General features: G+C 46.7%; 12 protein-coding genes. 8 read left to right on the top strand and 4 right to left on the bottom strand.

The features are described 5' to 3' along the window. Positions 1 to 97: 97 nt before the first annotated feature. The 4 genes from AC0VYE_RS32600 (at position 98) to AC0VYE_RS32585 (ending at position 8,752) form a co-directional block, all read left to right on the top strand. Complete coding sequence (locus AC0VYE_RS32600) at positions 98 to 3,217, top strand: beta-galactosidase (RefSeq protein WP_475444938.1); 3,120 nt, start codon at positions 98 to 100, stop codon at positions 3,215 to 3,217. A 1,401-nt stretch (positions 3,218 to 4,618) separates the two neighbouring features. Beyond that, the gene (locus AC0VYE_RS32595; RefSeq protein WP_475444937.1) at positions 4,619 to 5,791 is read left to right on the top strand and encodes a PP2C family protein-serine/threonine phosphatase; all 1,173 of its coding nucleotides are present in this window, start codon (positions 4,619 to 4,621) and stop codon (positions 5,789 to 5,791) included. 69 nt (positions 5,792 to 5,860) lie between these two features. After that, positions 5,861 to 6,235, top strand: coding sequence for a hypothetical protein (locus AC0VYE_RS32590; protein WP_076266319.1), 375 nt, complete (start codon positions 5,861 to 5,863; stop codon positions 6,233 to 6,235). Positions 6,236 to 6,454: 219 nt separating this feature from the next. Further along, positions 6,455 to 8,752, top strand: coding sequence for a helicase C-terminal domain-containing protein (locus AC0VYE_RS32585; protein ID WP_475449801.1), 2,298 nt, complete (start codon positions 6,455 to 6,457; stop codon positions 8,750 to 8,752). Here AC0VYE_RS32585 and AC0VYE_RS32580 read toward each other — a convergent pair whose 3' ends face one another. After that, entirely contained in the window at positions 8,753 to 9,241 is a 489-nt protein-coding gene (locus tag AC0VYE_RS32580) for an HPP family protein (protein ID WP_475444934.1), read from the bottom strand. 514 nt (positions 9,242 to 9,755) lie between these two features. Between AC0VYE_RS32580 and AC0VYE_RS32575 the strand changes: the two genes are divergently transcribed. Beyond that, entirely contained in the window at positions 9,756 to 11,501 is a 1,746-nt protein-coding gene (locus tag AC0VYE_RS32575; RefSeq protein WP_076266316.1) for an ABC transporter ATP-binding protein, read from the top strand. Between the two features lie 22 nt (positions 11,502 to 11,523). Then, on the top strand, positions 11,524 to 13,545 hold the full coding sequence (locus tag AC0VYE_RS32570; RefSeq protein ID WP_076266315.1) for an ABC transporter ATP-binding protein: 2,022 nt from the start codon (positions 11,524 to 11,526) through the stop codon (positions 13,543 to 13,545). Between the two features lie 80 nt (positions 13,546 to 13,625). On the opposite strand, the gene AC0VYE_RS32565 is transcribed toward AC0VYE_RS32570, so the two are convergent. After that, positions 13,626 to 15,371: a methyl-accepting chemotaxis protein gene (locus AC0VYE_RS32565; protein WP_179089744.1), complete on the bottom strand. Its 1,746-nt coding sequence runs from the start codon at positions 15,369 to 15,371 to the stop codon at positions 13,626 to 13,628. A 285-nt stretch (positions 15,372 to 15,656) separates the two neighbouring features. Between AC0VYE_RS32565 and AC0VYE_RS32560 the strand changes: the two genes are divergently transcribed. Beyond that, complete coding sequence (locus tag AC0VYE_RS32560; RefSeq protein ID WP_475444931.1) at positions 15,657 to 16,574, top strand: hypothetical protein; 918 nt, start codon at positions 15,657 to 15,659, stop codon at positions 16,572 to 16,574. Positions 16,575 to 16,682: 108 nt separating this feature from the next. Here AC0VYE_RS32560 and AC0VYE_RS32555 read toward each other — a convergent pair whose 3' ends face one another. Then, on the bottom strand, positions 16,683 to 19,319 hold the full coding sequence (locus tag AC0VYE_RS32555) for an EAL domain-containing protein (protein WP_475444929.1): 2,637 nt from the start codon (positions 19,317 to 19,319) through the stop codon (positions 16,683 to 16,685). Between the two features lie 156 nt (positions 19,320 to 19,475). Continuing rightward, on the bottom strand, positions 19,476 to 20,039 hold the full coding sequence (locus AC0VYE_RS32550; RefSeq protein ID WP_475444928.1) for an FAD-dependent oxidoreductase: 564 nt from the start codon (positions 20,037 to 20,039) through the stop codon (positions 19,476 to 19,478). A 229-nt stretch (positions 20,040 to 20,268) separates the two neighbouring features. Between AC0VYE_RS32550 and AC0VYE_RS32545 the strand changes: the two genes are divergently transcribed. Next, entirely contained in the window at positions 20,269 to 20,709 is a 441-nt protein-coding gene (locus tag AC0VYE_RS32545) for a MarR family winged helix-turn-helix transcriptional regulator (protein ID WP_076266311.1), read from the top strand. The last annotated feature ends 16 nt before the right edge of the window (positions 20,710 to 20,725 follow it).

Genomic DNA, 20,725 nt, shown 5'->3' with positions numbered 1-20,725 from the left:
GTTCAATCATGACGCTTAGTCTTCCATTATGCAATAAATAGCGGATCATGGAAAGTAAAGATCCATAAACAATAGAGAAATGATAGGAGCGAGAACCATGAAAGCAGTACTATTTTATGACCCTACTTTTCCGTTAGACGGCTGTGCGCCAAATACAGAGGCACTTCAAAAGCTGAATAGTCTGTTTAAAGTAACCGATGCGGAAGGATTGTCAGCAGCTCTTAAAGAAGACGGGGTAGACTGCCTCGTTCATTTGCACGGATCGTATTTTCCGATGGCATCATGGCCGGAAATACTCGCTTTTGTAAAGCGGGGCGGGGGATTGATTCATGCAGGCGGAGCCCCTTTTAAACAGCCGGTGAGCCGGGATGGCGAGCAGTGGGACGTCCAGCAGGAGATGACAGCATACCATCAGGAACTATTTATTCATGAAGCGCTTGCTGTCGATCATACGCGTTCAACTGAATTATGCCACAATCAGGAGCTGCCATTGCTGCAGGGCAAGGAGCATTTGTTCACGATTGAACCTACGTTTGGCCTTATTTTACATGTGACGCATGAGCGGGATCAGCTGAATCAGGCTACGGGCTCGCAGGGACCGATGAATGCACACATTCGCCCGCTTCTGAAGGGAATGTCTGCCGATGGCCGGGAGGTATCGGCTCCTGTCGTTCTGATCGAGCATAACAAAGGCGACTTTGCAGGCGGACGCTGGTTGTTTGTGAATCAACAGCTGACTGACCGTTTCTGGTCGGGCGCAGGTGCGGATGCTCTTGCAGAATGGGCGGCATTTTGTGCGAGGGGTGTGACTGAGCTTTGGATTAAGCCGAGCTACGCGGTTTATTATGAAGCAGAGAGACCGCATCTGACGCTTCAAGCACAGCAGATTAAAGCGGCATACGGCTATGAGCAAAGCGGCAAGCAAGAGAACTGGTCGATGGCTATTTCTATTTATAAGCAAGGAGAGGTTAAGGCGGTATGGGAGCATCGGTTGAGCGTGAGCGTAGGAAGCGAAATCGAGTATGTGAGTTTTAGTGTACCGCTTTCTATTGAGCCTGGCTTGTATGAGATCGTATGTGAAGCCGAAGCTGAAAGCGGGGAAAAAAGGGTACTGCGGCAGGGCTTCTGGGGGTATGACCGTGATTTGCTGGAGAGAGGTACGCCGCTTGCAGTTGGTCGGGATTATTTTGAGAAAAATGGCGCTCCCTTCCCGATTGTAGGAATGACGTATATGACCTCGGATGTTGGCCGGAAATTCGTGTCTATGCCGAATGCTGCGATCTGGGATCAAGATATGGCGACGATGAAGGAAGCAGGCATCAACCTGATTCGTACCGGTTTATGGACGGCGTGGCGGCATCTTATGTTCGAGGATGGACATGCATCGGAAGAGCTGCTCAGAGCTGTAGATGCTTTTATTTTGACAGCGGCTAAACATGAGATTGAAATGACCTTCAGCTTCTTCGCCTTTGCTCCCGAAGCTTGGGAAGGCAAAAACCCGTATCTCGATCCAAGAAGCGTACATGCACAAAAACGGTTTATCGCAGCGATCGTATCCAGGCATAAACACACGTCCAATGTACAGTGGGATTTGATCAATGAGCCGTCATTATTTGATCATATGCGCATTTTCTCAGGACCTCGCTCCATGCATGATCCTTTTGAAAAAGCAGCCTATGTGAATTGGCTGAAGCAGCGGCACGAATCGATTGGCAAGCTACAGGCGCGGTGGAATATGACGAGCACGGAGCTGCCGGACTTTGAAGCGGTCACCTTGCCGGAGCAAACGGACATCGCGTTTGATATTCAAGACGTGAAGAAGCTGAAGAAAAATACGCGCTGGCTGGACTATACACGGTTTACGATGGATATGCATAACCGCTGGGTAGGGGAGCTTACGGCAACGATTCATGCCATTTCCCCGCGTCAGCTCGTGACTGTTGGCCAAGATGAGGCGCTTGGCATGGGGCCGCGTCCTTCTCCGCTAATTTATGCGGAAAGCGTAGATTACACAACCGTACACACTTGGTGGCTGAATGACAGGCTGCTGTGGGACAGCGTATATGGCAAAGATCCAAGCAAGCCGACCTTGATTCAAGAAACGGGCATTATGTATGTGGAAATGCCGGATAATAGGGCGAAGCGTTCCGAGGAAGAGCTGAGGAACATCTTGGAGCGCAAATATGCATATGCTTTTGCCGCAGGCGGCGCAGGTGCGGTGCAGTGGCTGTGGAATACAAACTATTTCATGGACAACGTTTGCGAGTCGAATATCGGAGCACTGCGGGCTGACGGGACACAGAAGCCGGAAGCGGATGTATCCTATGATTTCGGCAAGTTTATTGGGCAGATATCGAGCTTGTTTGAGGAACGCCAGCTAGAGGAGATTGCGGTAGTGTTTCCTTACTCCAATGATTTCTCCAGCCGCCGTTTTGCTTGCGAAGCGACAGGAAATTTAACTCGTGTGCTGGGTTACGAAATGAAGCTTCCGCATCGCGGCATTGGAGAGTTTCACTTGGAAACCTTGCAGCGCGACAAACCGAAGCTCATTATCGTTCCGAGCGCTCACAATTTCAGCGATGCTGCGCTGACGGAGCTGCTTGCGCATGTTGAAGCGCATGGAGGCACGCTGCTCTTCACCGGACCTATTGGGCTGGATGAATATTGGAAGCCCACTTCACGGGCGGAATCGATTGTGGGACCGTCTCGTTTAAGCAATATATCACGGGAAGAAACGCTGCAAATTGGTGAGCGTACCTTCAAAGCTTCTTTCGGAGGCAAGAAGATTGGCGAGTTGAACAAGGAAATTGCTTTGGACAGCAGCGGAAGCTATTCGGATGGCATTTCAACCGTTCGTACCGTAGCCCACGGATTAGGAAAAGTCATGTGGTGTCCGCTGCCGCTGGAGCTAAACGAGCGTACGGATGCACTCATTGCACTTTATGAGGCTGCGCTGCATGAGGCTGAGGATTTGAAGCCAGGCATCGTATGGGAAGCAGGCGGAGACCACCCGGGGATCTTTGGCAGCAAGCTGCAATTTAAGCAAGGAAGCTTATATACTTTTATCTCGGAAGCAGGTATGGACTGTCCTATTACTGTGCGTGATGCCGAAACCAACAAGAGCTACAGCTTCGTGCTGGAGAGCGAACGCTCGGTTCTATTTGCGACGGATTTGGAAGGCAATGTGCTGGCATCTTATCGCGATATTATCGTTTGAGTGATGTAATGGGGTTAGCTTAGACAACTGCAATATTTATCGAGAGGCTGCTTCAAAGGTAGATAAATCTATTTTTGGAACAGCCTCTGTTTCTTTTTAGGTGGTTGTTTTCAAAAAAACAGCTTCACTAATTTTAACTGAACGAGGTTAAACAAACATAAGCCTACTTTCTAGCTCTATTTTTGAACAATGGAATCTATTGAAGAAAATAAGGCTAAATTTTAGCTCTATTTTCGCTAAAACGTCTCCAAATCATGCTGATTTGTGGGAGTGAGGAAGTTTAAGGCTAAATTCTAGCTCTATTTATGAATAATGGGCTTGTTTGATGAAAATAAGCCTAAATTTTAGCTCTATTTTCGTTGAATCGGCTCTAAATCGTGCTGATTTGCTGGTGATGGGAAAGTTTAAGCCTACTTTCTAGTTCTATTTTTGAATAATGGGCTTGCTTGATGAAAATAATCCTATATTTTAGTTCTATTTTGTTTGAAACGGCTTCATATCATGCTGATTTGCTGGTGATGGGAAAGTGTAAGACTACTATTTAATTCTATTTTTGATTAATGGACTTGCTTGATGAAATAAGCCTATATTTTAGCACTATTTTGTTTGAAACGGCTTCATATCATGCTGATTTGCTGGTGATGGGAAAGTATAAGACTACTATCTAGTTCTATTTTTGATTAATGGACTTGCTTGATGAAAATAGCCTATATTTTAGCTCTATTTTGTTTGAAATGGCTTCATATCATACTGATTGCGAGTGATGAGGAAGTTTAGGACTAATCTCTAGTTCAATTTATGATCAATGGGCTTGCTTGATGAAAATAGGACTATATTTTAGCTCTATTTTCACTGAAAAGGCTCTGAATCATGCTGATTTGCTGGTGATGAGGAAGTTTAAGGCTAAATTCTAGCTCTATTTTTGATTATTGGCAGCGTTTGATGAAAATAAGCCTATATTTTAGCTCTATTTTCACTGAAAAGGCTCTGAATCATGCTGATTTGTGGGTGATGCGGACGTTTAGGACTAATTTCTAGTTCTATTTTGATTATTGGCAGCGTTTGATGAAAATAAGCCTATATTTTAGCTCTATTTTGCTGAAACGGCTCCGAATCATGCTGATTTGTGGGTGATGAGGAAGTTTATGTCTACTTTCTAGCGCTATGTTTGATTAATGGCAGCGTTTGATGAAAATAAGCCTATATTGAGCAGGGGCGGATGAGCATGCCGCATGGCTTCTTACCTTTTTGGATAGCACCTTCTTTTTGTGCATCGGTTCCTTTCCGTCTAAGAAGTTGCTTTTTATGCACGTTTGCTACTTATGGTTTCGGCATAAATCGCTGCTAACGCAAATAAAATGGTAGATGGTGGGTGACAAGCTGAGGCGAGGCGGGGATCTAATGAACAGAAGAGGGATCATTAAAGGTTTGGCTATTGTTTTATTGCTGCTTGTAATCGTCTATATCGGAGTAGCGGCGATTCCGGATAAGCAGCTGGAACAGCTGTGGACTAGTGAGCAAGGAGAGATTATTGAGATAGCGATCGCGATTGGGATGATTGGCTTTGGGGCCCTGCTTATCCTGATTATTGTATTCGATCTTCCAGCTGGCAATAATCGCATAAGCAATCCCAGCCATGGAGTGTTTGAAGCCGCTGGAGCTGGAGCGAAGACGGAGTCAAGGCCAGATATTGCCGTAACGCCTGCATGGGAGCCGCCACCCGTCCCTCTAAAAACACCTTCAATCGAGCAGATCGTTGGAGCCGCAAACGCTGCCGCTGAGTTAATATCGAATAGCCGCAATGCTGTCATCACGATGAAGGTCATTACCGGTCATGCACAGCATATTGGCGAGCGTGAGGAGCAGCAGGATGCCTATGGGTTCTCGTCACTCGATGATGAAGAAGCTATTGAGCGTCACGGTGTGCTTGCTGTGCTTGCGGATGGCATGGGCGGCTACGCTATGGGGAAGGAGGCGGGGCAGCTTGCCGTGCAAACGATGCTGAATGAATATATAGCCAAATCAGCAGAGGAGTCTATCCCGCGGGCATTGGAGCAGTCGCTCCATCTTGCCAATCAAGCTGTTTATGAGATGGCGCTAAGTCATGAGCTGGAATGGAGCGTCGGAACGACGCTTATTGCGACCGTCATTCATCAAGGAGAGCTGTACTGGATATCTGCCGGCGACAGCCGAATTTATTTGTTTCGAAGCGGAGTGCTCATGCCGCTAACGAGGGATCATATTTATGCGAATCGGTTACGGGAGTATGTTTTGGCGGGCAATCTAACACTGGAGGAAGCCGAGTCGCACCCGGAGCGCCATTTGTTAACAAGTTATTTAGGCATCCCTCGCATAACAGAAATCGATGCCAATCAAGAGCCGCTGCACCTTTTGACGGGCGATCTCGTTATATTGTGCAGCGACGGGCTCTATGATGATTTATCAGATAAGCTGCTGGAGGAGGCGTCGTGCTTATATCCTCCGCTTGCCGCAGCGTTTATTTTGCAGCATGTGCTTGCAGGGCAGAGGCCTTACCAGGATAACGCAACGATAGCCATATTAGCTTGTGTGTAGGCTTATGGTTAGAAACGCCCAGATAGTGGGTAGTATAAGGTAGGTGATATGAAGAAGGAGGTCATTATAATGGATAATGAACATGATGTGCGGCATGCTAAAAGCTTAGCAACAGAAAAGGATATCGATCCTGATTTTGGTTTGTTTACGGAGGATGCAAGTGGCGCAGCTGTGCCTCATGCATCGGAGCTGCTGGAGAAGCAGCATCCCGATACACACGTGCTTGAATCTCATATTCCAGCTTCACTGGATAATCGTGCGGGGCTGGACGACGAGGTAGATACGCCAGAGGAAATTTCTGAGGAGCTGGCTTCGGTGCCCGATGCGGATGTTATGGCGAAGGACAGTCCGATCGATCCTGCGTCTCCCAGTGAGGAATTCCACGGCATTGACCTATTGAATGGTGTCGGCAATCACCCTGAGGATGAGACGGAAGAGCTCTAACTACTGATCCGCATAGATTAGCTGGAGAATAAGGCTTCCATAATAGACGTCTATGTTGTATTCCATACAATATTGACGTCTATTTGTCGATTTATTACATGCGAAAAGTTGCTTCGCCAAGCGAATAACAAACATAACTGTTGTGCGATGACGATGATGCTTATGTTACAATAGAGGAACAAATGTTCTTTATGGGAGCGGTAGAAGGAAAATATGCTGATAAACGATACGGTCACGATATCGGTGAGAAACTTAGTCGAATACGTATTTCTGAGCGGCAGCATCGACGTAAGGCTAAATGCCATCGATACGATGCATGAGGGCACGAAAGCGCATCAGAGAGTACAGCTAACCTATGGTGAGCAGGATCAGAAGGAGGTCTATGTCAAAGCGGATATCCAGTTGGATGATCTGCTGTTTGTCGTGGACGGACGCTGTGATGGACTGCTTGGGACAGACCCGATATTGACCGTAGATGAAATCAAATCGACTGGCGGTGACTTGGATCGTATAGCGGAGGACGGTTACCCCGTCCACTGGGCGCAGGCGCTATTTTATGCCTATATGTATGCTAAGGAGCATGAACAATCCGCAATGCGCGTACAGCTTACCTATGTGCAGACGAAGACAGAGGAAGAGCGGCGGTTCATGCGGGAAGTCAGCTTCGTAGAGCTGGAGCAATACGTTTATGAGATTACTGCGCGATATGCTCCCTATGTGCAGCAGCTCCGAAAGCATGAGCAGTTAAGGAATGAGAGCATTAAGGGGCTTGCTTTTCCGTTTGAAACGTACCGAGCAGGGCAGCGCAAGCTTGCCGGAGCGGTATATAAATCAATAGAGGAAGGCGTTCGTTTGTTTGCGAAGGCGCCTACGGGTATAGGAAAAACCATATCGACGACCTATCCAACGATCAAAGCGATAGGAGCAGGCATGCTGCAGCGTTTTTATTATTTGACAGCAAGGACGACAACAAGAGCGGCAGCCGAGGACGCCTTGATTTTCATGCGCGATAAAGGGCTGCATCTGCACGCTGTGACGATTACAGCAAAGGATAAAATATGCTTTCAGGAGGAAGTCCGCTGCGAGAAAGAGCATTGCCCTTACGCGGAAGGCTACTATGATCGGATTAATGGGGCCGTGCTTGATATATTGGATCAGGAAACGATTATGACGAGACCTGTTATCGAAGCCTATGCCCATAAGCATAAAGTTTGCCCATTCGAATTTTCGCTGGATTTGGCGTATGCATCGGATGCGGTTGTCTGTGATTATAATTATATTTTTGACCCGCGCATTTCATTTAAGCGTCAATATGCGGAGATGAAGAAACGGACAGCGCTGCTCGTGGATGAAGCGCATAATCTTGTGGACCGTGCGCGGGAGATGTTCTCTGCGGAGCTGACGAAAGCTCCGTTTCTTGCGCTGCAGCGAGAGCTGAAGGGCGTGCATAACGAGGGGTATCGCACCGCCAAGGCAATCAATGATTATTTCATCGCACTGCGCAAAAGCAGCGATGGGGCGCCGCATCTGATTCAGCGGCAGCTGCCGGAGGAGCTGGTCGCATTAGTGGATGCATTCGCGTCGGCTGCTGAACAGGCGATAGCTATAGGAGCTAGCGGAGACAGTGCGCTGCTGGATACTTATTTTGCAGCGCAAAATTTTGTGCGGACAGCTAAGTTATTTGATGAGCGTTATGTCGTCTATATCGAGCTTTCGAAGAGCGATGTTCGGCTTAAGCTGTTTTGCCTTGATCCCTCTCAATTGCTGCAGCAGGTCGGCAAGGGTTATCGCTCGCATATCTATTTCTCTGCAACGCTCTCTCCCGTCTCGTATTATATGGACATGCTGGGAGCGGGAGAAAATGATTATACGCTTGCAGTGCCGTCTCCTTTTGCGAAGGAACAGCTTGATGTAGTCATTAATCCGCTTTCTACAAGGTACCATGACCGCGATCAATCTAAGCTGCCGATAGCGAAGCTGATTATGGAGCTGATGAGTGAGCGGCCGGGCAACTATTTTGTATTTTTCCCATCCTACGCTTACATGAATGCTGTTTATGAGACGTATATGGAGCTGAAGGAATGGTCTGTTCCAACAGGAGCGGCCACGGATGCAGAGGTACTGCTGCAAACGCCCGATATGACAGAGGAAGAGCGGGATCGTTTTTTAGGTACATTTCAGGCTGGGAGCGGGAAGTCCTTGATCGGTTTTGCGGTGATGGGCGGCGTGTTCTCAGAAGGCGTTGACCTCGTCGGAGACAGATTGGTCGGCGTTATCGTTGTTGGGGTAGGTTTGCCGCAGCTTGGTGTAGAACGCAATATGCTGAAGGATTATTTTAACGAGCAGGGCAAAAATGGGTACGATTATGCTTACGTTTTTCCGGGAATGAACAAGGTGCTGCAAGCTGGAGGAAGGCTCATCCGCTCGGAAACCGATCGCGGCACACTCGTGCTCATCGACGATCGGTATTTGCAGTCCCAGTATCAACGGCTTTTGCCTGAGGAGTGGAAGGGATAATCAATTGACAGAATCGGACTCTGTTTTTGGTTTGCGGCTGAGAAATGACGGCAATTGCACGGAACCAAACCTTTTCTCGACATATGCTGCAGCCGATAAGGTGATTAATAACCCGAGCAGCGATCCGCATACGGACAAGGGAACGACCCAGAATAACGTGGGATGTGTAAAAAAAGGAATGAGTGCGACGGCCAAAATCGGAGGCGCGTTCCATTTGAAGGTTCGGATGCAAAAAATAACGACGATAAGCGTGAGAAGCAGCGAAAGAGCGCTCGCGTTCCAGTGGGCAAATAAAGAGCCGATAAGCGAGGAAAGCACGGCGCCAACGGCGATTTTGCGAAGCTCGGCTTTCTCGAATGGACGCGAGATGAAGAGCAGGCTGAAGGCACCCAAGGTAGGGAAAAACAAGGTGTGCATATTCGGAATATGTAACGAAATCCAATAAATCGTGATGATATATAAGCAGATTGCATAAGTTCTAATACGCATGCTGTAAAATCACCTTCTTTCTAAAATAAGTGGCTGCTGCGAGCCATTTTACATTTTACCTTCCCCGTTCTTGTACCGTCAATCGCTGATATATTCCATTTGCAATCTTGCTTTGCATAATTTGTTTTTTTACCAATCGGTATTGACAGTAATTTCTACGGATGGTAAAGTGACTAATATATTTTAGCGAGAGGAGGGTTACGTTACATGAACACTTACGATTACAATCAATTTGCAGCGAAGAATAACCATCATTTGAACATGAATAACGTAATCCATCCGCGCGTTGTTTCACTTTGATTAAAGGGTAAACCCCATCATCAGAGGCGCATGATTACGTCATCGTAATTATGCGCCTTTTCTATGACCTCGCGAGACTTGACTATGTTCTAAGTCGCGTTTTTTTGAGGGGAAGAAGCGTGTCGTTACGACGACACGCTTTTTTTTGTGTTCTCGGGAGTAAATCGAAGGTAAACGAAGCTTGGATGGATAGCGGAAGGTGTGGTAGAGAAGCATGTTTAGTGTACTCAAAAAATTAAGTTGGTTTTTTAAATTGCATTGGAAGCGTTATACGGTTGCTATAACACTTCTAGTTCTAACAGGAATTATTGATGTCATCCCGCCTTGGCTTATTGGCTATACGATTGATGGCATACATCAGGATCTGCTCGGTCAAGCCGATTTTAATCGCGTGCTTTACGGCTGGATCGCACTAACGGTAGTAGGTTATGTCATTACGTACATATGGCATTACAAGCTGTTTGGCGGAGCATTTGTGCTGGAGAAGCTGCTGCGGTCGCGATTGATGGGACATTTTTTACGAATGACGCCCACCTTTTATGAACGCAATCGGACGGGCGATCTTATGGCGCGCTCGACCAATGATTTAGGAGCAGTTGCGCAGACAGCTGGCTTCGGTATTTTGACGCTAATCGATTCGACCTTATTTATGATTACGATTCTAATTGTTATGGCAGGCTTGATAAGCGTGAAGCTCACGCTTGCCGCATTGCTGCCGCTGCCGCTTATGGCGCTTGCGATGAAGCATTACGGTAAAAAAATTCACGAACGTTTCATGGACGCGCAAGACGCATTTGGCGATTTGAACGATCAGGTGCTGGAATCGGTATCTGGTGTTCGCGTCATTAGAGCGTTCGTTCAGGAAGAAGCAAGCGAGGCGCGTTTCAGCGCCAAAACAAATGAAGTGCTTAACAAAAATATTGCTGTTGCGCGCATCGACGCGTTATTCGAGCCGACGATGAAAATACTCGTTGGAACAAGTTATTTGATCGGGCTTTGTTATGGCGGATATCTTGTATTCCATAATGAAATTACGCTCGGGGAGCTCGTATCCTTCAACGTCTTTCTTGGTATGCTGATCTGGCCGATGTTTGCAATCGGTGAGCTCATTAACATTATGCAGCGCGGCAATGCTTCGCTCGATCGTGTAAGTGAAACACTTGGCTATAAGCCTGATGTTGCTGATGCAGCAACGCAGGTGAAAGTAGATGAACCAACGTCCGTTGAATTCAAAAATGTGACGTTCCGTTACCCGTCCTCCCAAGTCGACAACTTGGTTGATCTCTCCTTTGCGTTATCGCAAGGGCAGACGCTTGGTATCGTAGGCAGAACAGGCAGCGGCAAGACTACACTGCTGAAGCAGCTGCTTCGGGAATATCCGCTAGGACGCGGCAGTATTCATATATCTGGAGAGCCGCTTGGCAGCTTGAAAATCGATGATATGCTGGGCTGGGTCGGATATGTGCCGCAGCAGCCGATCTTGTTCTCGAAGACGATTCGCGAAAACATTTTCTATGGCCTAAAAGAAGGCACAGACGCCGATTTGCAGCGAGCACTCGAGCGGGCTTCATTCGCCAAAGATATTAAGTTTTTGCCGGATGGACTAGAGACGATGGTAGGCGAGCGAGGCGTGGCATTGTCCGGCGGACAGAAGCAGCGCGTAAGTATTGCGCGTGCCCTTATCGCCGATCCGGAAATATTGCTAATGGACGATGCTTTGTCAGCTGTTGACGGGAAGACGGAATCCGAGATTATTGAAGGCATCCGTACAGAAAGAGCAGGCAAGACAACATTCATTACAACGCACCGGTTATCTGCAGTACAGCATGCGGACTGGATTATCGTTCTCGACGAAGGACGAATTGTGCAAGAAGGCACGCATGAGCAGTTGCTGGAGATGGGCGGCTGGTATCGCGAGCAGTATGATCGTCAACAGCTTGAGGCTATTATTGAAACGTAATAAATTGGAGGCGTGAAGAGCAATGGGCAACACAGGAAAACGATTGTTTCAATACGCCATGCTTTATAAAAAACCGATCCTGCTTGCGCTTCTTCTGCTCGTGCTTGCTGTATGCGCAGAGCTTGCAGGACCGCTAATTGCAAAACGGATGATTGACCAGAATATTCTCGGCATCGAGAAGAAATGGCATGAAGTCGAAGCAAAACAAGAGTATGCGGTTCTTTATAAAGATAAATGGTATAAGCGCGAGGATCACTTTGCCGCTTCGGAACAGAAGGGCAAGGAGGTTCGCGTGCTGCAGGTTGGACGCAAATTTTATTGGCTGGAGGATGCGCTGGCATCCGATCAAGGCAAACGTGTCGTAGAGGGGAACAATCTCTCGGTGACAAACAAGGAAACGGGCGAAACGGTCTCGTATCCAGTAACACAGCTTACATCACAAGAGCTGTATTCCTTCTATAAGCCGGAGTTTCCGGCGTTAATGAAGCTAGCAGCTATGTATTTCGGATTTTTGCTGCTCGTAGCTGTCTTCACCTACGGACAGCGGCTTATGCTGCAAACGTCAGCGAATCGTATCGTGCGCAAGATGCGTACGGATATATTTGCACACACGCAGCGGCTGCCGGTCAATTATTATGATAATTTATCGGCTGGGCAGGTTGTCTCGCGGGTGACAAATGATACAGAAGCTATACGCGAGCTGTATGTCGCTGTGCTGGCGAATTTCTTTACAGGTGTTATTTATATGGTGGCTATTTATGGAGCCTTGTTCTTGCTTGATGTGCGCTTAGCGCTTCTGGCTCTGCCGCTTGTGCCAATCCTCATCATTTGGATTATCGTTTACCGTAAATTCGCTGCTCGTTATAACCGTATCATTAGATCAAAGCTGAGTGAAATCAACGGAATGATCAATGAATCGATACAAGGGATGACGATTATCCAGGCGTTCCGCCGTCAGAAGGAGACGACGAAGGAATTTGAGGAAATGAATGAGCATTATTATAAATATCAAAACAAGCTGCTCAGCCTCAACTCTGTGACATCGCATAATCTTGTCAATGTTATACGGAATACATTGTTCCTCATTGTACTCATTATGTTCTGGGGCGATTCACTCCGCGGAGCGGTATCAGTTGGCGTGCTTTACGCATTCATCGATTATATGAACCGTATGTTTGCGCCGATCGTTGGTATCGTAAACCAGCTATCCAATCTCGAGACGGCGCGCGTATCTGCAGAGCGAGTATTTAAGCTGATGGACGAGGAAGGAATCGATGTCGTTTCCGGCAAAATGGACCGTTATAAGGGCGATGTTAAGTTTGAGGATGTTTCTTTTGCTTATAAAAAGGATGAGTATGTGCTGAAAAATATTTCCTTCCATGCTCAACAAGGCCAGACGGTTGCGCTGGTAGGCCATACCGGCTCAGGCAAAAGCTCGATTCTTAATCTGTTGTTCCGTTTCTACGATTCGAACGAGGGTAAGATCATCGTAGATGGCACCGATGTACGCGATATGCCGAAGCAGCTGCTAAGGCAGCATATGGGTATCGTTCTTCAGGACCCGTTCCTATTTACCGGAACGATCGCATCGAACATCAGCCTTGATAACCCGGAGATTAGCCGCGAGAAAATTGTACAGTCGCTGCGTGACGTTGGCGCTTACGACATGTTCAGTCAGTTCCAAGGCGGCATTGATGCCCCTGTTATTGAGAAGGGAAGCACACTGTCTGCTGGTCAAAGGCAGCTGATTTCCTTTGCAAGGGCGCTTGCTTATGATCCGGCTATTCTTATTCTCGATGAGGCGACAGCCAGCATTGATACCGAGACGGAAGCCATCATTCAAGAGGCGCTTGATGTACTGAAGAAAGGCCGCACGACGTTCGTCATCGCGCATCGCCTGTCGACGATTCGCAGTGCAGATCAAATTCTTGTGCTTGATCGCGGCGTCATTGTAGAGCGCGGCAGCCATGATGAGCTTATGGAGCATCGCGGCAAATATTACGCGATGTATCAGCTGCAATTCGGCGCAGCATCTGCATCATAGAAAACGGCAAAAAAAGGCTAAGCGAGAGTCATCCCGCTTAGCCTTTTTTATTTGGGCAGATATTAGCGTTTGTTAGTACATCAGGTCTTGAAGCGGCTAATCGCCTCATTCAAGGTAGAAGCTAAGTTGCGCAGTTGCTCGGAGGAGCTTGCAACCTCCTGCATGGAAGCAAGCTGTTCTTCTGACGCCGCAGCGACACGCTGTGAGTTTCCTGCGGAATTAGCCGTTATGCCCTCAAGCGCATCTAGCGAAGCTGCAATTTGCTCGCTGCCAGCTGACATTTGCTCAGACGCTGCGGATACTTCCTGTACTTGACTGGAAACATCACGAATGGAAGTAACGATAGAGCGGAAGGACTCGCCGGCTTGCGCCGAGATGTTAGAGCCGAAACGAGCAGCTTCCACGGATTGCTCCATTGATGAAACGGCTGTTTCAGCATAACTTCCGATGCTATGCAGTATAGTTCCAATCTGCTCGGAGGATTCCTTGGAGCGTTCAGCCAGCTTGCGGATTTCATGGGCAACGACAGCAAAACCTTTGCCATGCTCGCCGGCACGCGCCGCTTCAATAGACGCATTAAGCGCAAGCAGATTAGTCTGATTGGCTACATCGCCGATCAAGGCAAGGATGCCGCCAATTTTGTCACTCTGCTCCTTCAACTCATGCAATGTTGTTACCGTTTCGACTACATTGGACTCGATCGTATTCATTTGATGCAATGTTTGATCAATAACGGTCTCGCCTTCCGTAGCCATTGCCGTAGTGTCGGCTGCCAGCTCAGATACAGAAGAGGTCGACTCTGCAATTCTTTGAATGCCGATCGTCATTTCTGTCATCGCGCGCTGGCACTCTTGCAAGCTTTGCAGCTGTGTTTCTGAACCGGAGGCAACTTCTTGAATAGCTTCGGTTACTTCTTCTGTTGCACGGGAGGTCTGCTCTGCACTCTGCTGCATGTTGAAAGCCGAGCCAGCCACCTCATCGGATGTTATTCGAATGCTGCCTGTGAGCTGACGAAGGCTTGCGATCATTTCATTAAAGGCGATAGAAACTTGAGCTATTTCATTGCCTCCTTTGACTGCAACGGCAAGCGTCAAGTCGCCTTTCGCTGCTAAAGAGGATACTTCCGCGAGCCGTTTGAGCGGCTTCAACGTCATTCTTACCAGTGCAACAATAATAAGTATGGCAATAAAGGCTAGCAGCGCTGCAATCCCTATGCTTTTCCAAAACATAAGATTTAAGGCATCATCAATTTGTTTGAAATCAACGTCGATGCCAAATATGCCGATTAATTTGCCGCTTGGGTCTTTTACGCGGGCTAAATAAGAAATCCACTGACCATATTCATCTGTAACGACTTCGGTCAAAGCTGATCCCTCATTTAAGGCATCATCAATTTTACCAGCGAAATCGTCACTCATTTCATACTCATCTCCAGGACCAAGGCCTGCGGCGGAGAGAGACTCATTGCTCTGCATCATCTTTATAAATTTCTTTCCGTCGCGTTCAATCACCTCAGGCATATACACATATGCATTTGCGACGATATCGTTCTTAATCATGACGTCAAGCTGCAGCTTAAGCGTCTTAAACGTAGCATTATTGGTATCACGTCCAGCGGATACTTCGTTGTATCCAAAAGTAACCAGATCATGACCAGCTTCGATTTGATAACCAAGCGTTTGTCCAATCCGTTCAATTTCATCTAAATAGGATTTTTTCTGCGAGCTGTAGGATAAATACTCGGTGACGCTAATGACAATAACGAGGAGAAGGGCTAATACGATGGAGCTGGTAACGACTAAACTTCTGTCCTTAATTCGGAACATGCAATCACACCCCATAATGAAAAGTTAAGATAAGATAAGTTATCGTCGAATTATGTCGAAAAATGAATAGTAACGATACAGTCCATTTTTTTACAATTCAATGAATGACATCTGTTTTTACAATAACAGACTTTTATTAGAGAAATACGGGGCTTTATGTTAGAAAAGTGTTCAATTGCAGCATGTCTTCAGCCAACATTCAGCGGGGATTAAAGGAGGCTTAAGTTTTATTGTCTATGCTAGGTCTTGTAACAACAAATTTGAAAGTGAAAGGTGGAATATTCAATGAAGAGAGCAAAAGCTATAACAGCAGGTGCTATTGCGCTAACGCTTGCCTTAGGGGGCGGAGGCCTATGGGCTAGCCAATATGTAAATGCGGCAGCAGCAAGCAGCGACGCGCAGCAAGAACAAGGTGCACAAGCAGATAGCAGCGCAGCTAAGAAGGATCATGAAGGCAGACATGGCGGTTTCGGACGCGGCTTTGAACAAATACAGGAGCAGTTACTAACGTACTTAGGGCTCGATGAAGCGGCGCTTCAGACTAAGCTGCAAACGTCAACGCTGGCAGAGGTTGCAATCGCAAGCGGGAAAACGCGAGTTGATCTTAAGGCTAAGCTTGTTGAATGGCTGGAGGCAGCTGAGGCAGCTAATCCGAAACCTGACGCAAAAGTAGAAGCAGACAAGCTTGCAGAAACTGGACAACAGCAAGCAAAACCGGATGCGGCTGCACAAGCGGAGAAGCTGCTTGATTCCAAAGGATTAGGTTTTGGAAAGCATGGCGGCGGTGGTGAAAGAGGAGGCGGCTTTGAGAAAAACGTAGATGGCATAGCTGCAGCGCTAGGCATAACGGCAGATGTACTAAAGACGGAGCTTGAATCAGGCAAGACCTTGGCGGCAATCGCTGGGGAGAAGGGTGTTGCGATCCAAGTAATCATTGACGTGCAAGTAAAGGATCAAAAAGCGAAGCTGGCGGAGGAGCTGGCAGCGGGCACGATTACGCAGGAGCAATATGATACGAAGCTGGCTGAGGCTGTCGATCATGCAACAAAACATGTAAATGGAGAAATCCCGGCGCGTGGAGGTCATGGCAAGGGTGGACATGGCGGAAAAGGACCGCGTGGCGAACGCCCGAGTGACGCTGCAGCGAAAAGCGAATCCACAACGGATACCTCCGCAGCAGCAACTTCAGCTCCAACTGCATAACAGTTTTGTAGGCGAAATATGCAATAAGTCCTGTAGACTTTAAAAAGATGAAGGAGCTGCTCCGCGGTCTATGACCTTGAGGCAGCTCCTTCATGTTTGTTGTATAGCTTATTCATTCTTACTGAGAAGGAGCGCCAGCTCCTGTGGCGGCAGCGGTTTACTGAATAAATAACCTTGCAGCTCATCACACTGCAGCTCCGTACAGAAATTCGATTCGGCAATGGTCTCCACGCCTTCTGCAACAACCTTCATATTCATGCTATGTACAAGCTCGATAATTGCTTTGACGATCGATGATTTTTTCTCGTCATTCGTAATGCCTTGAATAAAAGAACGATCTAGCTTTACGTCCGATATAGGCAGGCGCTGCAACTGATTCAAGGATGAATAACCCGTGCCAAAGTCATCGATTGATATTTGAATGCCAAGCCCCCGAAGGAAAAGGATGGTCTCGATCACTTGATCCATATTCCGCATAAATACACCTTCTGTAATTTCTAGGCTTACATATTGCGGATCAAGGCCGGTGTCCTTTAACGCTTTGACGATCATTTCAGATAAGTTTCCTTGGTAGAAATGTCTTGCTGAAATGTTCACTGAGACGCATATATGCTGTAGTCCCTCATCCTGCCAAGCTTTATTTTGCCGGCAGGCCTCATGGAAGACCCAGCTGTCAATATCTAATATAAAACCGGATTGCTCGGCAAGTGGAATAAACTTATCAGGCGGAATCATGCCAAGCTCGGGATGACGCCAGCGAATGAGCGCTTCAATGCCGCATAGCTCGCCGGTTGCAGCATTTATTTTTGGCTGATAATGAAGCGAGAACTGTTTGTTTTGCAGCGCATTATAAAGCCCGTTCTCGATCTGCATCTTCTCTGTCATCGCGGACACCAGCGTTGGCTTGAAAAACCGATAGCAGCCGTCGCCTTGCTCTTTGGCGCTATACATAGCAATATCGGCGTTTCGGATAATAGTATCCATATCGCCGCCATCCTGCGGGTACACGCTAACGCCGACGCTAACGGTTAAATAAAGCAGCGTTTCGTCGATCATAAAAGGCTCATTGAAAGAATCTACGACGGCTTGGGCATTTGCAGCAAGTTCATCTTCATTCTCATACTGTCCGACAAACACGAACTCGTCCCCACCCAATCGGAAGACGTTGCATTCATCAAACACCGCTGCTCCGAAGCGTTCTGCTGCCTTGCCGAGCAAAATATCTCCTACAGCATGTCCAAGCGTATCATTAATTTGCTTAAAGCGATTGATGTCAGCGAACATGATGGCTATCGGTTTTTTCATAGCAGCGTTCATAGTGATCATGTCTTGAAAATGGAGTGTGAATTGCAGCCTATTCGGCAGACCAGTCAGCATGTCGTAATAGGCAAGCTGATGCAGTCTTTCCTCCGATTGCTGCAATAAATAAGTTTGAGCCTCCAGCCTCTCGTTGCTTCGCTGCGATTCTTGAAACATGTGAATGAGATTGGTTGACATATGCTTGAAATTAGCAATCAACGAATGAATTTCTACAATACTGCTTCGTGGCCATTCCAACGTGTTCATCTCCTGAAGCTTCAGCGGAAGGTTCGTTGTCGCTCTCGCTAACCTCGTTAAACTGCGAGAGAGCCACCAATTAATGAGATACGCTAGAATGACGGCAAAGAAGGCAAGACCGATCATATAAACAAAATGAATAAAATATTTGGAAAACAAATATTTTTGATGGTTTTTAATGGGGAAGTCAACGTAAACAAGCCAATCCGTTGCCTGAAGCTTATCTTTATATATCAAATTTCCATCATGCCAGGTCTGGAAATGCCAAGAGTATTTTTTTAAGTCAGGCATGACTAAATACGATTTTTTGTTAATGGGAGTAATGCTGCTTTCTTTGGAGAAATCAAGCATTTCACCTACAGTCTTAGGCGCGCTGGATGCAATAACTTTCTGGTCAATATTCGTCACAGAAATGATAGAATTCCCGGAATGTTTGCCAAGGGCTAGTTGAAGGAAAGCAATCTGATCCTGCTTCTCTACATCCGTGCTAACCGCCTGCCATTTGTCCAATGATTCTAGAATACGATTGACTTCGATCGAGGAGATTCGCTCGACATATAAACTTACTTCTTTAATGGAGCTCAAGCTGTTAATGAAAATGTTGAGTAAAAATGAAATGAATACGATACCGATGGAGAAATGAAACAGTACCTTGCTGAAGGAATTTGGTCCTTGCTGCGACCGGGCAAACCCACTCCATTTGCGCAGCGGCATGTACTGGTAGATAATCTCAGCGAACAGTGCGTTAAATAGGCCATTCATGGCAATAATTCCTGCAATAAGAAGCAAATCCTGCGTTATGAGCGTTGAATGAAAGGAGTAGAACCAATAGATAGCGGGCATTCCGACTAGAACCCAGAAAACGGCGTCAATCCCAAATAGTTGATTCTTGTATTTGCGAAGAAGCAAGCCCGTAAAGGCAGCTTCAATAAGGATGATGTAATGAAAGAGGGGCTGCTTTAATAAAAAAGTGCCTAGGAATAGGACAACTGCGCTCATTAAGAGTCCTGGCCAGTAACCGAATAACCGCAAGCCAAGAAGTGTAAATAGACTCGTTAACGAAAAGGTAATGCCATACAAAAATTGAAAATGGTTCGACTCGGCGATTAGCGCAAGAAGCGCACATAAGGCAAATGCGAAAGCAATCGTCAATTGTTTGTTGTGCTGCTGAAACAATGGGTTGCTCACCGTCGGCCTCCTGGAAGTGTGACAAAACCTTTTACGTTCAAATAAAAGGGTGCCGAAGCACCCTGACAAGGATAAGAACATAAATAGAGTTTGATTATTTTCCCTGTTATTCGACAATTTTTTCTAATATCCTGCTTTTGTTTCAGGAAGATACTGTTAAACCTTTAGAATATCGTGATCCACATAACGTTCGCCGTTTAATTCGCTAATGATGTTAATGGCAGCTTTTGCCCCATCCCCTGCAGTAACGACAGCATGCACGCTTACGCCAGCAACCGTTCCTGCTGCCCAAATGTGATCAATATTCGTTTTACCAGCCGCGTCGACCGCAATAACGGTTTTGATACGAGGCTCGGTACCCGGCTTTGTAGAGATCCCGATATGCTCAGCCAGCTCAGTCGAAACGCCTGTTGCAATAAGTACATGCCTTCCTTCATAGCTTCCGCTGTCTGTTTCCACCCGCAGGCCGTCAGTGATGGCAACGATATTTTGTACGGTTTCCTCCTTGAACTCTGCTCCGAATTTCTCAGCCTGTCGTTTGCCTGTATCCACAAGGTCAGGGCCGCCAATTTCTGAAATTCCGTAGTAGTTCTCGAACCAAGCGCGTTTTGTCATTCCTTTGTTGTTCTCAAACACGAGCGTCTTTTTTCCTGCTTTTGCAGTAAAAATGGCTGCACTTGCTCCAGCCGGACCAGCACCAATAATAACGATATCGTACATACGACATACCTCCAATAATGGTTGGTTTGATTACTTCACTAGTATATAAACGGCAGCTTAAAAAAAGCAAATGGCTTGTCCTTCTCTTGTACACATCTGTTCACAATATATTCTAAATTAAGGCGTTGTTTTAAATAAAATCGTTTGATATAGTTCTATTATCGAACTGTTTCATAATAGAATTAATTTCGTGGATATTTTGAAACTACATATAAAGGGGGACACCAGTGTGGATCGAGCATCATTGAAACAACTCATCGATCGCTACGAAGCGGCTAATTTTCTTGTAAACCGTCGATTAAATGCGATGATCCGCGAGTTAATGCCAGATGATCTAACGGTAGACCAGTTTGCGACACTACGTTATTTGCATTCGAAGGAAATGAGCACATCATCCGAATTAGCGGACATTTTTTGCGTGGGCAAAAGCTCAATAACCGCGATCATTACGCGATTATTTGATAAAAACTTGATTCAAAGATTTCCGGATGAGAAGGATCGCAGGGTCATTTATTTAGCGCTAACCGAGGAAGGCAAGCAGGTTTGCGACCTCATGGAGGATAAGATACAAGTGCTGCTGGCTAAATACATTAATCGTTTTGAAGAGCAGGAAGCGAACTGTTTTATCGAAACCTTCGAGAAGCTTGCTAAAGAAATGATGAATCCATAGTTTTATTATATTTGAG

The sequence above is a fragment of the Pristimantibacillus sp. Z349TD_6 genome (assembly GCF_056173205.1).
This window is presented reverse-complemented; position numbering and strand designations above follow the sequence as displayed.

Coding starts and splice junctions, on each gene's coding strand:
- AC0VYE_RS32600 (WP_475444938.1), top strand. CDS start 98: ATGAAAGCAGTACTATTTTATGACCCTACTTTTCCGTTAGACGGCTGT.
- AC0VYE_RS32595 (WP_475444937.1), top strand. CDS start 4,619: ATGAACAGAAGAGGGATCATTAAAGGTTTGGCTATTGTTTTATTGCTG.
- AC0VYE_RS32590 (WP_076266319.1), top strand. CDS start 5,861: ATGGATAATGAACATGATGTGCGGCATGCTAAAAGCTTAGCAACAGAA.
- AC0VYE_RS32580 (WP_475444934.1), bottom strand. CDS start 9,241: ATGCGTATTAGAACTTATGCAATCTGCTTATATATCATCACGATTTAT.
- AC0VYE_RS32575 (WP_076266316.1), top strand. CDS start 9,756: ATGTTTAGTGTACTCAAAAAATTAAGTTGGTTTTTTAAATTGCATTGG.
- AC0VYE_RS32570 (WP_076266315.1), top strand. CDS start 11,524: ATGGGCAACACAGGAAAACGATTGTTTCAATACGCCATGCTTTATAAA.
- AC0VYE_RS32565 (WP_179089744.1), bottom strand. CDS start 15,371: ATGTTCCGAATTAAGGACAGAAGTTTAGTCGTTACCAGCTCCATCGTA.
- AC0VYE_RS32560 (WP_475444931.1), top strand. CDS start 15,657: ATGAAGAGAGCAAAAGCTATAACAGCAGGTGCTATTGCGCTAACGCTT.
- AC0VYE_RS32550 (WP_475444928.1), bottom strand. CDS start 20,039: ATGTACGATATCGTTATTATTGGTGCTGGTCCGGCTGGAGCAAGTGCA.